The organism is Janthinobacterium sp. SUN073 (genome assembly GCF_030397665.1).
Taxonomy (GTDB): domain Bacteria; phylum Pseudomonadota; class Gammaproteobacteria; order Burkholderiales; family Burkholderiaceae_D; genus Janthinobacterium.
The window spans coordinates 1,241,167-1,255,536 of the sequence record NZ_JAPUBT010000001.1 but is presented as its reverse complement, the minus strand read 5'-3'; the positions used below and the strand labels follow the sequence as shown (position 1 = coordinate 1,255,536).

At 65.0% G+C, this 14,370-nt stretch carries 13 protein-coding genes; all 13 read left to right on the top strand.

Annotation, left to right across the window (positions count from 1 at the left end):
* Positions 1–101 precede the first annotated feature (101 nt).
* The 13 genes from O0882_RS05705 (at position 102) to ampD (ending at position 14,111) form a co-directional block, all read left to right on the top strand.
* Positions 102–383 carry a hypothetical protein gene (locus O0882_RS05705; RefSeq protein WP_289946028.1) on the top strand — a complete coding sequence of 94 codons (282 nt, stop codon included), beginning with the start codon at positions 102–104 and terminating at the stop codon, positions 381–383.
* The gene (locus tag O0882_RS05700) at positions 380–2,083 is read left to right on the top strand and encodes a PepSY-associated TM helix domain-containing protein (protein ID WP_289946027.1); all 1,704 of its coding nucleotides are present in this window, start codon (positions 380–382) and stop codon (positions 2,081–2,083) included. Before O0882_RS05705 ends, O0882_RS05700 begins: the two co-directional genes overlap by 4 nt.
* On the top strand, positions 2,080–2,421 hold the full coding sequence (locus O0882_RS05695) for a DUF3325 domain-containing protein (protein WP_096237848.1): 342 nt from the start codon (positions 2,080–2,082) through the stop codon (positions 2,419–2,421). Before O0882_RS05700 ends, O0882_RS05695 begins: the two co-directional genes overlap by 4 nt.
* 91 nt (positions 2,422–2,512) lie before the next feature.
* On the top strand, positions 2,513–3,700 hold the full coding sequence (locus O0882_RS05690) for an efflux RND transporter periplasmic adaptor subunit (RefSeq protein ID WP_289946026.1): 1,188 nt from the start codon (positions 2,513–2,515) through the stop codon (positions 3,698–3,700).
* A 5-nt stretch (positions 3,701–3,705) separates the two neighbouring features.
* Positions 3,706–5,700, top strand: coding sequence for a MacB family efflux pump subunit (locus O0882_RS05685; RefSeq protein WP_289946025.1), 1,995 nt, complete (start codon positions 3,706–3,708; stop codon positions 5,698–5,700).
* 128 nt (positions 5,701–5,828) lie between these two features.
* Positions 5,829–6,359, top strand: coding sequence for a sigma-70 family RNA polymerase sigma factor (locus O0882_RS05680; protein WP_289946023.1), 531 nt, complete (start codon positions 5,829–5,831; stop codon positions 6,357–6,359).
* Positions 6,349–7,320, top strand: a complete 972-nt coding sequence (locus O0882_RS05675; RefSeq protein WP_289946022.1) for a FecR domain-containing protein — start codon at positions 6,349–6,351, stop codon at positions 7,318–7,320. Before O0882_RS05680 ends, O0882_RS05675 begins: the two co-directional genes overlap by 11 nt.
* 80 nt (positions 7,321–7,400) lie before the next feature.
* A complete protein-coding gene (locus O0882_RS05670) occupies positions 7,401–9,914 on the top strand; it encodes a TonB-dependent receptor (protein ID WP_289946020.1) in 2,514 nt (837 codons plus the stop codon).
* 172 nt (positions 9,915–10,086) lie between these two features.
* On the top strand, positions 10,087–11,031 hold the full coding sequence (locus O0882_RS05665) for an ABC transporter substrate-binding protein (RefSeq protein ID WP_289946850.1): 945 nt from the start codon (positions 10,087–10,089) through the stop codon (positions 11,029–11,031).
* Between the two features lie 231 nt (positions 11,032–11,262).
* A complete protein-coding gene (gene ccsA / locus O0882_RS05660) occupies positions 11,263–12,066 on the top strand; it encodes a cytochrome c biogenesis protein CcsA (RefSeq protein WP_289946018.1) in 804 nt (267 codons plus the stop codon).
* Positions 12,063–12,323, top strand: coding sequence for a PP0621 family protein (locus O0882_RS05655; RefSeq protein ID WP_289946016.1), 261 nt, complete (start codon positions 12,063–12,065; stop codon positions 12,321–12,323). Before ccsA ends, O0882_RS05655 begins: the two co-directional genes overlap by 4 nt.
* A gap of 118 nt (positions 12,324–12,441) precedes the next feature.
* Positions 12,442–13,500 (top strand): sigma-54 dependent transcriptional regulator, encoded by a 1,059-nt coding sequence (locus tag O0882_RS05650; protein ID WP_354670244.1) that lies wholly within the window; start codon positions 12,442–12,444, stop codon positions 13,498–13,500.
* Positions 13,500–14,111 carry a 1,6-anhydro-N-acetylmuramyl-L-alanine amidase AmpD gene (ampD, locus tag O0882_RS05645; RefSeq protein ID WP_289946848.1) on the top strand — a complete coding sequence of 204 codons (612 nt, stop codon included), beginning with the start codon at positions 13,500–13,502 and terminating at the stop codon, positions 14,109–14,111. Before O0882_RS05650 ends, ampD begins: the two co-directional genes overlap by 1 nt.
* Positions 14,112–14,370: the final 259 nt, after the last annotated feature.

Below are 14,370 nucleotides of genomic sequence, written 5' to 3'. Positions count from 1 at the left end.
GTGCCGCCGCCATAATCAACTTTGATGGAAGGACGCAGTGTGATGCATCTGATGTACAAGGTTTGCCGCCCGGCACAACAGCCATACCCGGGGACGCCGCGATGATGAAATCTGCCAATATGCTGTTGTTCTCGCGCGTGCTCGCCGCCATCTTTGGCGGCTATGCCCTCACGTCCGGCGTGGCCGTGCTGCTGTCGGCCGTGCTGCCGCTGTCGCGCGCCGAAGCCGTGCTGACGGCGACCCTGAGCGCCTTCGTCGTCTACACCTGCGCCGTGGTCTGGGTCTTTGCCGTGCAAGACCTGCGCCGCGCCTGGCTCGGCATGCTGCTGCCGGCGATTTTATGCGGCGGGCTTGGCCTGCTGCTGTCGCGAGGTGCCGCATGAACGCCGTCAAGGTAGATAAAGTGGTGAAAACGCCGCAGCAGGGCGGCTTGCGCCAGGCCATGGCCTGGCTGCATACGTGGAGCGGGCTGTGGATTTCCTGGCTGCTGTTCGCCATTTTCCTGACCGGCACCCTGGCCGTCTTCGACGACCCGATCGGCCACTGGATGACGCCCGAACACGCGCTCGAAGAGGCGGCGCATGCGAACGATCCGCCGCTGCCAAAGGTCACGGACCGTGCGCACCGCCTGGAACTGGCGCTCGACTTCATGGCGAAGGAACACCCGCAGGCGGACATGTGGGAAATCTGGCCCGTGCAGCGCCCCGGCCACGGCTTGTCCGCCTACTGGTTCCAGCCCAGCGGTGGCTATGGCTCGGCGGACCTCGATCCGCTGACGGGCGCCGTCATCGAACATGCGCGCGAGGCAACGGAGCGGGAAACCATCGGCGGCCACCATTTCGTCGATTTCCACTACGAGCTGCACGCGGGACGCATCGGCGTGTGGATCGTCGCCATCACCACCATGATCATGCTGGTGGCGCTGGTAAGCGGCGTCATCACGCACAAGCGCATCTTCAAGGATTTCTTCACCTTCCGCCCGGCCAAGGGCCAGCGCTCGTGGCTCGACGCGCACAACGCGGTGGCCGTGCTCACGTTACCGTTCCAGTTCATGATCGCCTACACAGGCCTGGCATTTTTCAGCGATGACTATGTGCCGGCCCCCGTGGCGGCGCAATACGGCATGGACAACCCCAAGCGGGCCTTCCTGGCCGACTGGAATGATGCGGGCAAACCTGCGCGCATCGGCCAGCCGCTGGCCATTCCCGCGCTGGAATCGTTTGCGCAGCGCGCCGAGCAGGCCATCGGCCAGGAAATCCGCGCCGTGGTGCTGGACAATCCGAACGATGCCTCCATGCGCGTGTGCATGTACGGCTGGAATGAAGACACGGAACTGTTCGAGCGCCTCAGCGCCAATTCGGGCCGGGCCTGCTATGCGCTGGCCACGGGTGAACAGGTCGCCGTGCGCCTGCCCGGCGAGTCGGATACGGGCGGCGCGGGCCTGACGCGCTCCGTCATGTCGAACCTGCACATGGTGGGGTTCGGCGGCACGCCCATGCGCTGGCTGTATTTCTTCTGCGGCCTGGCCGGCACGGCCATGATGGGCACGGGCGCGATCATGTTCATGGTCAAGCGTCGCCAGAAGTCCGGCGGCGAGTTCGGCGCCTATACGCAGCGCGTGTACCGCGTCATCGCCTGCCTGAACGTGGCGGCGATTGCCGGCCTGTCCATCGCCTGCGTGGGCTTCCTGTGGGCCAACCGTCTGATCCCCGTCGGCCTGGAGCAGCGCGCCGGCTGGGAAGTGCGCGCCTTCTTCGGCGTGTGGTTCCTGATGCTGGCGCACGCCTGCCTGCGCGCGGAAAAGCGCGCGTGGATCGAGCAACTGGGCTTGCTGGCGGCAATGTGCCTGCTGCTGCCGGTATTGAATGTGCTGAGCACGGGCGACAACCTGGTGGCGCAGGTCGCGCGCGGCGACTGGGAAAGCGCCGGCGTGGAACTGTGCAGCATGGCCTTCGGCCTGCTGGCCGCCTGGGGCGCGTGGAAAGTCCGGAAGCGCAAGGAAAAACCGGTCAGGAAGGCTGCGCACAAGGAAAGCGCTGCACCCACGGCCAGCCTGCAGGTCACTACGGAAGGACAATCATGATCAATACCATCCTTTGCGCGCTGGGCCTGTCGTATGCGGGCATGGCCAGCCTGTCGCTGGCGATGGACCGCCACCATGGCCAGGTCTGGGGCAGGGACGCGGCGCCAAACGTGCGGCGCGCGCTGCAACTGGCCGGCGCCATCCTGCTGGCGCTGGCCATCTGGCCTTGCGTGGCCGGCTGGAGCGCTACCGTCGGCGTGGTCGCCTGGCTGGGATTCATCGGCGCGGGCGCGCTGCTGGTGGCCCTGCTGCTGCCGTATGCCCCCCGCTTGCTGTTTCGTAGTTCCCTGCTGGCAGCCGTCGCCGCGCTGGCAGGGCTTGTGACGTTCCTGCGGTGATATTCACCGCCATTTTCAAGGATAGACTGATGCATTTTTCACGCCCGGCGACACCGATTGATGTTTTGAATGTATTGAAGGCGGCTTCCTGATGGCGGCCCGCCTGCCTTCCCGCCGCGCCCGTATCCTGGGCGGCGCGGTCTTGCTGGCGCTGTTAGGCGCCAGCGCCCTGTGGGTCACGCGCGGCCCGGCCACCGTGTTCGACACGGCGCCCGTCAAGCGCGGCAACATCGAGGCCAGCGTCACGGCCATCGGCACCCTGCAGCCGCAAACCTATGTCGACGTGGGCGCGCAGGTGTCGGGCCAGATCACGCGTTTGCACGTGCAGCCGGGCAGCGCCGTGGAAAAGGGCCAGTTGCTGGCCGAGATCGACCCCAGCGTGCAGCAAGCCACGGTCGACGCGGGCCGCGCCGCCCTGGCGGGCTTGCGCGCGCAGCTGGCCGACCAGCAGGCGCAGCATCGCCTGGCGGGCCAGCAGCACGTGCGCCAGAAGCAGATGGCGAAATTCGACTCGACGCCTTTGGCCGACCTCGAAACGGCCGAAGCCACCTTGGCCTCGGCCGGGGCCAAGATCGACCACCTGAAGGCGCAGATCGACCAGACCCAGGCCAGCCTGAAGGCGGACGAGGCGCGCCTGGGCTATACGCGCATCTACGCACCCATGGCCGGCAAGGTGGTGGGCCTGGACGCCAAGGAAGGGCAAACCCTGAACGCCACCTACCAGACGCCGAACATCCTGCGCATCGCCGACCTGTCGGCCATGACGGTGTGGACGGAAGTGTCGGAAGCGGACGTGCGCCGCGTGCGCCCGGATATGCCCGTCTACTTCACCACCCTGGGCGGCGATCAGCGGCGCTGGAGCGGCAAGGTGCGGCAAGTGCTGCCGGCGCCGCCCGTGCCCGGTGGTTCCGCCGCCGGCACGGCCCTGGCGCCGTCGACCAGCAAGGTGATTTTATATACGGTGCTGTTCGACGTGGATAATGCCGATGGCGAACTGATGCCGCAGATGACGGCGCAGGTGGTGTTCGTCACGGCGGCGGCGAACAATGTGCTGGCCGTGCCCTTGCCGGCCCTGAAACCATCGACCGAGGAAGGCGCCAGGCCGGGGCAGTTCACGGCCCGCGTGATGGATGCCGACGGCAAGGTCGATACGCGCGCCGTCACCGTCGGCGTGCGCAACCGCCTCAGCGCGGAAGTGCTGCAAGGCTTGCGCGAAGGTGAATTGCTGGTCACGGGCGAGCAGCCGGCCAGCAGCGGCGCCAGCAGGTTCCAGCTGTGAGCTCCATGAGCGAGGCCGCGTCACTGGGGCAAGCCGGAGAACCTGGCCAGCCGGCGCCACTGATTGAACTTGCCGGCATCCGCAAGCGCTACGGCGGCCATGACGGCGCGCCGGCCGTGGAAGTGCTGCGCGGCCTGACCTTGTCCATCGGCGCCGGTGAATTCGTCGCCATCGTGGGCGCCTCCGGTTCCGGCAAATCGACCCTGATGCATTTGCTGGGCTGCCTTGACCGTCCCAGCGACGGCAGCTACCGCTTCGCCGGCCAGGACGTGGCCAGCCTGAATCCCGATGAGCTGGCGTGGCTGCGGCGCGAGGCGTTCGGCTTCGTCTTCCAGGGTTATCACCTGATCGCCACCGAATCGGCGCGCGAAAACGTGGAAGTGCCGGCCCTGTACGCGGGCATGCCGGCCGCCGCCCGCCACGCCCGCTCGGAAGCGCTGCTCAAGCGCCTGGGCCTGGGTGACCGGCTCGACCACCGGCCGAATCAATTATCGGGCGGGCAGCAGCAGCGCGTGTCGATCGCGCGCGCCCTGATGAATGGCGGGCGCATCATCCTTGCCGATGAACCAACGGGGGCCTTAGATAGCAGCAGTGGCGCCGAAGTCATGGCGCTCCTGGGTGAACTGGCCGACGCGGGCCACACCATCATCCTCATTACGCATGACCGCAAGGTGGCGGCCCAGGCGCGCCGCGTGATCGAGATCAGCGATGGCGAAATCATCGCAGACTCGGGCGCCATCGCCATTCCCGCCACGTCGACGGCCCTGCCGCCGCTCGACATGTCGCGCGCCGCTCATGACACGGGGGCGTCGCTGGGCACGGAATTGCTCGACGCGGCGCGCGCCGCCTGGCGCGTGCTGTGGATCAACCGCTTCCGCACGGGATTGACGCTGCTGGGCATCGTCATCGGCGTCGCTTCCGTGATCGTCATGCTGGCCATCGGCCTGGGCACGCGCCAGCAAGTGATGGCGCAATTGGGCGCGTTCGGCTCGAATTTGCTGTACATGGCGTCGCGCGGCGAAAGTTCGCGCATCCCCGGGCGCAGCATCACCCTGGCCGACCTCGATGCGCTCAAGGATGTGCCGGGCATCACCCACGTGCTGCCGAATGTCACGGGCAACAAGGTCATACGCCACGGTAACCTCGACGTGCAGACGTATGTGCGCGGCACGGGACCGGCCCTGCCGCAGATCCAGACCTGGCCGGTGGCCAAGGGCGGCTTCTTTACCGAAGAAGACGAGCGCGAAATGGCCACCGTGGCCGTGCTGGGCGCGCACCTGGCCGAAAAACTGATGCCCGACGTGCCCAACCCCGTGGGGCAGAGCATCCTGATCGGCAATGTGCCGTTCCAGGTGATCGGCGTGATGAGCGCGAAGGGCGCGCTGACGGGCGAGAAGGATGAAGACGACGTGCTGCTGCTGCCGTTTTCCACGGCCGGCATCCGCGTCTTCGGCCAGCGCGAGCCGACCTACACGGTCTTGGCGGTGGCCGACGTCAAGCGCGTGACGGAAGTGGAAGCGGCGGTCGACGCCACGATGTTCGAGCGCCACCGCATCCGCGACTATGGCATCAGCAACGCGGCCGCGTCGATCGCCGCCGAAGCCAAGACGCAGGACAACATGACCATGATGCTCAGCCTGATCGCTGCCGTGTCGCTGGTGGTGGGCGGCATCGGCGTCATGAACGTGATGCTGATGACGGTGCGCGAGCGCACGCGCGAAATCGGCATTCGCATGGCGACGGGCGCGCGCCGGCGCGACATCCTGCGCCAGTTCCTCACCGAAGCCGTGCTGGTGTCGGTGGTGGGCGGCGTGGCCGGCATCGTGGTCGGCGTGACGGTGGCCGGCTTGCTGCTCGTATGGGACGTGCCGGTGATCTTTTCGCTCAGCGCCATCGCCGGCGCGTTTGCCTGCGCCGTGGTGACGGGGCTGGTGTTTGGCTTCATGCCGGCGCGCAAGGCGTCGGGACTCGATCCGGTGGTGGCGCTGGCCGGACAGTAGGTGTTGTAAAAACGCCGGCGCCATGCCTGCCATCGCGGCCAGGCATTGCGCCGGCGTTGTTCTTTCGGCTAAAATGAGAATAATTCTTATTTGCATTGGTGCCAGGCGCCTGACAGGAAAGGATGCCCATGTCGGCCGCCGACTTCGCCCTACAGCAAGACCACTCTTCTCCCACGCATGCCGCCCAGGCGCTGTACCAGCAGCACCACGGCTGGCTGCATGGCTGGTTGCGCTACAAGCTGGGCAATGCCTTTGACGCAGCCGACCTGGCGCACGACACCTTCGTGCGCATCCTGGCCGGGCGCGACATCGTCGCCATCAGCCAGCCGCGCGCCTACCTGACGACGGTGGCGCGCGGCATCCTGATCAACTGGTATCAGCGCCAGGCGCTCGAACGCGCCTATCTCGACGCCATCGCCCTGTTGCCCGAACTGCAAGCGCCATCGTGTGAAGACCAATTGCTGATCCTGGAAACCCTGCACCAGGTTGACGCCATGCTCGATGCCCTGCCGGCCACCGCGCGGCGCGCCTTTTTGCTGTCGCAGCTGGAAGGGCTGACCTATGACGCCATCGCGGTGCGCCTCAATGTGTCGCTGACCAGCGTGAAGCGCTATATGAAGCAGGCGTTCCTGGCGTGCCTGCGGCTCGATGGCGACTAGCTTGGGCGCCCGTGTGCCGATTGATTCGCGCGTGCTCGAGCAGGCGGCCGACTGGCTGATGCAGCTGCACTCGGGCGCCGCCAGCGCGCAGCAGCGGCGCGAGTGCGAACGCTGGCGCGCAAGCGACCCGGAACATGCGCGTGCCTGGCAGCGTGCCGAAGCGTTGCTGGGAAAACTGGGCGGCTTGCCGCCGGAGCTGGCCATGCCGGCGCTGGACCGCTCGCGCGAATTGGACCGCACTTCGGCGCGCCGCGCCGCGCTGCTGAAACTGGCCGCCTTGCTGGCGGTGGTGCCCGGCGCCTGGCTGCTGATGGAGCAGCAAGGCTGGCGCCACGACTACCGGACAGCGACCGGCGAGCGGCGCGACATCGTGCTGGCCGACGGCAGCCGCATCAGCCTCAATACGGCTACCACCCTGGACGTGCAGTTCGATGGCGCGCAGCGCCTGCTGACCCTGCGGCGTGGCGAAATCGCCGTGCGCACGGCCGCCGATGCGCAGCGCCGTCCCTTCCTTGTCGTCACGGCCGAAGGCCGGCTCGAAGCGCTGGGCACGCAGTTTTCCGTGCGCCAGGATGATGGCCGGACGCTGCTGGCGGTACGGGAAAGCCGCGTGCGCGTGCGGGCGCGCAGCGGTGCGCAGCATATCATTCCAGCGGGACGGCAGGTGGCCTTCACGGCGGCGGCCATCGGCGAACCCGCTGCGCTGGACGGCGGCGCGCTGGCGTGGCAGCGCGGCATGCTGCTGGCCGATGACATGCGCCTGCACGATTTTGCGCTGGAACTGGGCCGCTACCGGCCCGGCATCGTGCGCTGCGATCCCCGCGTGGCCAATGTGCGCGTCTCGGGCGCCTTTCCCATCACGGACACGGATGCGGCGCTGGTGATGCTGGTGTCGACCTATCCGGTGGCGGCGCGCACGCGCCTTGGCGGCTATTGGGTGACCCTGGATGCACCTGAATAAATAGTTGAAAAAACCTGACACTTTTTTCGCGCCGGGCTGGCAAGGGGAAGAAGATCCCCTTGCCATGTAAAGGAAACGTCATGCCTGCAGTTCCCCTCCGTTCCATCGTTTGTCTCGCCGTTCACCTGGCCGTGCTGGCCATGGCCGCGCCCGTCCATGCCGCATCGCCGGACGCGCCCGCCGCGCGCAGCGTCGCGCTGCCGGCCGGTCCCCTGGGCCGCAACCTGTCCACCCTGGCCGTCGAGACGGGCATCGCCCTGTCGTTCGATCCAGCCCTGACGGCGGGGCTGAGCAGCCCGGCCCTGAGCGGCAGCTACACGCCGCGCGAGGCGCTGGCGCGGCTGCTGGCCGGCAGCGGCCTGGAAATCACCGGCCGCAGCGACGGTAGTTATACCTTGCAAAAAGCGCTGCCGGCAACGGCTGCCGTTGCGGCCACTGCCGCCAGCGCCGCGGATGAGCAAACCCTGGCCGCGATTCGCGTGCGTGCGCGCCGCGCCGCCGATGGCAGCACGGAAGGCACGGGCTCGTACACCAGCCGCGTCACCAGCATCGCTTCGAAGACGGACCAGTCGTTTCGCGAAATTCCCCAGTCTGTATCGGTGGTGACGCGCCAGCAGCTCGATGACCAGGACGTCAAGGATATCGGTGGCGCCATGGCGCTGACGCCGGGCATCACCTTGCAGCGCGTAAACGGCCACGCCTACAATTTCTATTCGCGGGGCTTCCAGATCGACAGCATGCAGATCGATGGCGGCGCGCCCTTCAATATCGGCAGCTACACCGCGACGGCGATCCAGGATATGGCGATGTACGACCGGGTCGAGGTGATGCGCGGCGCGTCCGGCCTGCTGTCCGGCGCCGGTGATCCGGGTGGCATCATTAACTTGGCGCGCAAGAAACCTCTTGAGCGTCGACAACTGGCGGCCGCTCTGTCGGCGGGTAGCTGGAGCAATTATCGCGCCGATATCGACGCCACAGGCCCGCTCACCGACGATGGACGGCTGCGCGGGCGGGTGGTGGCCATGTATGAAAATGATGGCTCCTTCATGCGCCACTTCCGCACGGAAAAGGCACTCGTGTACGGCGTGCTGGAAGCGGACCTGCCCACGGGGTCGCTGTTGACCGTGGGTGGTTCGCATGGCAAGCGCGATACGAATGGCAGTGGTTCCGGTCTGCCCCGTTATGCCGATGGCACGGATTTGCAGCTGCCGCGCTCGACCAATCTGAGCCAGCCCTGGGCTTATGTCGACAATGCGGTCACGGAGCTGTTTGCCCAGCTTGAACACCATTTTGCCACCGGCTGGAAGCTGAAATTGAATGCCAGCCACGTCGAGCAGAGCGCCAAGGGGCGCGGCACGTTTACCACCGGCGCCGTGCAGCCTGGCGGCAGTGATGGCGCAGTGTGGGCCGGTACGCGCAACAATGCCTGGAATCACCAGAATGTGCTGGACTTGAATCTGACGGGCAATTTCAAGCTGCTGGGACGCACGCATGAGTTGCTGCTGGGAGCCGACCGGCAGAAGGTCACGAGCTACTGGGATTCGGCCCGGCAGACGGGGGCCGGCAGTACGCCGGCCAATCCCTTCAATCCCGATGCCACGCCATGGGCGGGCGGCGACAATGGCCCCGTCTGGTACCGTTTTCATCCATGGGAGCAGGAACAGTATGGCGCGTATGGCACCGTGCGCCTGCATCCCAGCGACCAGCTGCACGTGGTGCTGGGCGCGCGCCTGGCCCGTTACAAATTCAAGCAATACGTGGCATCCCTCGATGGCGACACGGGCGTGTGGGCGCCCGACTCGGACAGCCGCTTCAGCGAGCCGACCAAGCTGACGCCGTATGGCGGCATCATTTACGACCTGAACGCACAGTGGTCGGCATATGCCAGCTATTCCGCCATCTTCAAGCCGCAGGCGCTGTACAAGGCGGGGCCGATGCCGGGCACTTCGCTCAAGCCCATCACGGGCAAGAGCTATGAAGGCGGCCTCAAGGGCGAATTGCTCGATGGGCGCTTGAATGCCACCTTCAGCCTGTTCCATGTCGAACGCAATGGCGAGGCGGTGCTGGACCCCGGCTATCCGGAAGAAACAGATCTGTATGCGGGCAATTGCTGTTATCTGCCGCAGGGCAAGGTGACCAGCCGCGGCGTGGATATGGAAGTGGGTGGCGAACTCTTGCCCGGCTTGCAGGCCGCCGCCGGCTATACTTTCAACCACAGCAAGAACGACAGCACGGGCTTGCCTTTCAGCAGCATTACGCCCAAGCATCTGTTCAAGCTGTCGACGGCGTATGCCTTGCCTGGCACCTGGTCTGCCTGGAAGGTGGGCGGCAACGTCGCCATCCAGAGCGCCAACTACACGAGCGGCACGGTGGTCACGCGCGCCGGCGCCGCGCAAGACTTCCAGTTTACGCAGGGCGGCTATGCCGTCTGGAGCGCGCTGGCGCAATACCGCATCGATCCCCGCTGGTCGCTGGCCCTGAACGTCAATAATGTCTTTGACAAGCGCTACTATGAAAAGACGGGCTACTCAGGCGGTGGCAACTGGTATGGCGCGCCACGCAATGCGAGCGTGACCCTGCGCGCCACGTTTTAAGCAGGGCGGTCTGGACAGGGCAAAAAAATGTTGCCCTGTCCCCAACACGCGGTACTATCTCCCCATAATAAAAAAAGCTGTGTTTTATGCCCCAGCGGGCACACACCAACCACCACAGGAGAACCCGATGCAGAAGAAATCAACCTTGAAGACTGGTATCGCCGCCGCCCTCATGCTGGCGTTCGGCATGGGCGCCGTGCAGGCCCAGGCACAGGAAGTCGTGCGCCTGGGTAATTTAAAATTTGCCCACTACGGCGCCGTGTCGTACATCAAGGAAATCGCGCCCAAGTGCGGCATCAAGGTCGAAGAGCATATCTTCGCCAAGGGCCTCGATGTGATGCAGGCGATTATCGCGGGCGAGCTGGACGTGGGTGCGACGGCGTCCGAAGCGGCCATTTCCGGCCGTGCCGGCGGCGCGCCCATCTATGTGGTGGCCGGCTTTGCCAAGGGCGGCGCGCGCCTGGTCGGGGGCACGGGGCAAAATATCGCCAACGTGAAGGATCTGAAGGGCAAGCGCGTGGGCGTGACGCGCGGCGGCATCCAGGAAGTGCTGCTGCTGGCCGAGCTGGCGCAAGCGGGCCTGACGTATGCCGACACCAAGGGCAAGGATGTGCAACTGGTGTTCCTGGCCTACGCCGACTTGAACCAGGCGCTGATGGGCAAGAATATCGACGCCATGATGCAGTCGGAACCGCAATCGTCGCAGGCGATCAACAAAGGTTTTGGTACGGAAATCCTGAAACCGTACGACACGCCGATCGGCGAGCCCGTGCGTACCATGGTGATGACAGAAAAGTTCTACAAAGAACGCCGCCCGGTGGCGGAAAAATTCATGCGCTGTTTCGTCGAAGCGACGAAAACCTTTATCGATAACAAGGCGACGGCGGAAAAATATGTGCGCGAAGTCGTGTTCCGCGGCCAGATCACGAAGGATGACTTCGACGACGCGATCAGCAATTCGCCGTATTCGTACGACATCTCGCCCGAGCACATCCAGGTAACCACCGACGTGATGGTGAAAACGGGCGTGGGCCGCATGACGAAGCCGCCCGTGGCCAAGGACTGGGTCAAGACGGACTTGCTGGAGCAGGCGAAAAAGAGCCTGAACGTGAAGTAAACCGGAGATGGGCAGTGCCCGATGGCCCGCTTGAGCGGGCCATCATTTTTTGCGGCACACATATATATAGGTGGGCGGCGCGAAAGATTGTCGAAATCTTGAGGGTGCGCTACCCCGTTGCGCCTCAGGCGCGATATCATGGCAGGCTTGCAGCATTGGCTGGCGGCGGAATGCCTGTCACCCGGGCTGTCGCTTGAATCGCGCTTGTCGGCTATGGTGTAAACTTAAACTATGCAGATCTATTTCTTTCTTATCGCCGCCCTGTTGTACGCGGCGTGCGCGGTGCTCCCCTCGTCCCGTGCCCGGCTCATTGCCGGCCTGACCGGCGTCGCCTGGCTGGCGCACGCCGCCACCCTGTGGTTCGACCTGATGGCGCCGGGCACCTTGCGCTTCGGCTTTTCCGCCATGCTGTCGGCCGCGCTGTGGGTATCGGTGGGCGCCTACTGGATAGAGAACCGCAATTTCAGTCTGGATGGACTGCGCCGCATGGTCATGCCCAGCGCCGTCATCGCCATCGGCCTGGCCTGGGCCTTTCCTGGCAGCCAGGTCAGCATGGAAGGCAAGTCGGCCGTCTTCGGCTGGCATATTGCCGTGGCCGTGCTCGCCTACAGCACCTTGACGATTGCCGCCTTTCACGCCGTACTGATGGCGCTGCAGGAATCGCGTTTGCATACGCGCAGCGAAAGCCGCGGCTTCATCGGCAGCGCGCTGGACCAGTTGCCGGCCCTGCTGACGATGGAAAAGTTGCTGTTTCGCATGATTGGCCTGGGCTTCATCCTGCTGAGCCTGACCGTGCTGTCAGGCATCGTGTTTTCCGAACAATTATTTGGCAAGGCCTTGACCTGGGATCACAAGTCGGTGTTTACCATGCTGTCGTGGCTGTTGTTTGCCGCGCTGCTGGCGGGGCGCCGCTTTCGCGGCTGGCGCGGCAAGACGGCCCTGAGTTTTACCCTAGCCGGTTTCGCCACCTTGTTGCTGGCCTATGTCGGCAGCCGTTTTGTACTGGAAGTGGTTTTACACCGAGGATACGCATGACACGTGTTTTATTCTGGCTGGCGCTGGTGTTCCTGGTGCTGTTTGCTATCCGCAGCAAAATCCGGGGCATGCAGCAGCGCGCCCGCGCGCAGCAGCAACAACCGCCTAACCCGTATGCGCCGCCGGGCCGGCCGCAGCAATTGCCGGATGCAGAGCTGATGCTGTGCTGCGCCCATTGCGGCGTGTACTACCCGGCCTCGGAAAACGTGCAGGCCAAGGGCCACGATTACTGCAGCCACGCGCACGCCACGCTGTAAGGGCAGGCCGGCAGATTCGCTCGCGTTGCTCATCCGTATCGTAACGTCCCCCGGCCTCCGCCCGGCGTAGCATCTGCGGCAGGCGCTTCGTCGCCGCCATTGCAGAAAGGCGCGTCCCATGTCCCGTCCCAGCCCCAGCCCGCATACCGTGACCGCCGCCGGCATGCCACCGGCGCCTCAACTGAGCGGCAACTCACTGCCCATGCAGGCGCTGCGTGCGCAGATCGCCCGTATCGCCCGCTGTGGCGCACCGGTGGCCATCCGCGGCGAATCGGGTACGGGCAAGGAACTGGCGGCGCGCGCCATCCATGCGCAGGGCGCGCGCGCCAGCTTCCCTTTTATTGCCGTCAACTGCGGCGCGATTCCCGAAGCGTTGATGGAGGCGGAATTCTTCGGCTGCCGCCAGGGCGCCTATACGGGGGCGCTGCATGAGCGCCAGGGCCTGTTCCAGGCGGCCCATGGCGGCAGTTTGCTGCTCGATGAAGTCGACGATCTGCCGCTGGCCATGCAGGTCAAGCTGTTGCGCGTGCTGCAGGAGCGCCGCGTGCGCAAGCTGGGCGGTAGTACTGACGAGGCCGTCGACGTGCGCATCCTGTGCGCCAGCCAGCATGGCCTGACGCGCGGCGTGGCCGCCGGCACGTTTCGCCAGGATCTGTTTTACCGCCTCCATGTGATCGAGCTGGCGCTGCCGCCGCTGCGGGATCGGCGCGGCGATCTGCAGGTATTATGTGAGGTGATCCTGGCGCGTCTGGCGCCACGCCAGGCCGTGAGCCTGGCGCCGCCCGTGCTGGCGGCTTTGGCCGCGTATGCGTTTCCCGGCAATGTGCGCGAACTGGAAAACCTGCTGGAGCGGGCACTGGCCTTTGCCGACGGCGGCGTGATTGCCCTCGATGCGCTGGCCTTGCCGTCCGCGGCGGGCGCCATGCCGTTGCGGGCGGCGCCTGCCTTGCCGGACTTGCCGGAACGGCAATTGTGCCTGCCCGGCATGGCGCTGTGCGGCGTGCCGCCCGCCTTGCCGCTGGACATGTATTTGCGCCAGGCCGAGCGCGACATGATCATGCGGGCGCTGGTGCAGGCGCGCTATCACCGCGCACGGGCGGCGCGCCAGCTGGGCCTGAGCGTGCGCCAGCTGCGTTACCGCATGCAGAAATTGACGATACAGGAAGCGCTACCTTGATGACAGCATGGACGATAGATGAAGACGGCTGGTGCGACGGCGCGCTGCGCTATGACTCCCAATACCACGATGCGCGCCCGGACGGTGCGCAAGTCGATTTGCTGGTGATCCATAACATCAGCTTGCCGGGCGGCCACTTCGGCGGACCGCATGTGTCGGACTTGTTTACCGGCCGGGTAGACTATAATGCCGATCCTTCTTTCGCCGACCTGCGTGGCTTGCAGGTGTCGGCGCACTTTTTTGTGCGGCGCGATGGTGCGCTGCTGCAATATGTTTCTACTGATCAACGTGCCTGGCATGCCGGCGCGTCCATGTTCGAAGGACGCCCGCAGTGCAACGGCTATTCCATCGGTGTCGAAATGGAAGGCGCGGACGATGTGCCCTTCCAGCAGCGGCAATACCATGTGCTGGCGGCGCTGACGGCGGCACTGGTGGTGCGCTACGGGCTGTCCCAGGTGCGCGGCCACGAGCACATTGCGCCGGGAAGGAAGACGGATCCGGGGCCGTTTTTTGACTGGCATTTTTATCAAGTATGCTGGCTGGAAACTATGCGCGGGCAGCCTGCGTTAGCGCTTACTACGCGGGGATTGGGCTTTCCATCCGTGCCCTGAAAAGTCAACCGAAATCGTATATGAAAATACAAAAAATTACGCTGGCGGATGCCGGAAAACTATTGCATCGCCTTTCGATGGGCACTACAATTAGTACATAACTTGGATTTAAAGACTATATGTAGTGCCATCACAGACGTTTTCAGAATTATTACCAAAGCTACCCTGTTTGTTGATATGGCAACGGGAACTGGCGTTTCATCACCCTTGATCGTGTTTCGCGCCAGCCGGGCTGTACAGGTTGGCCGTATGATTTTTG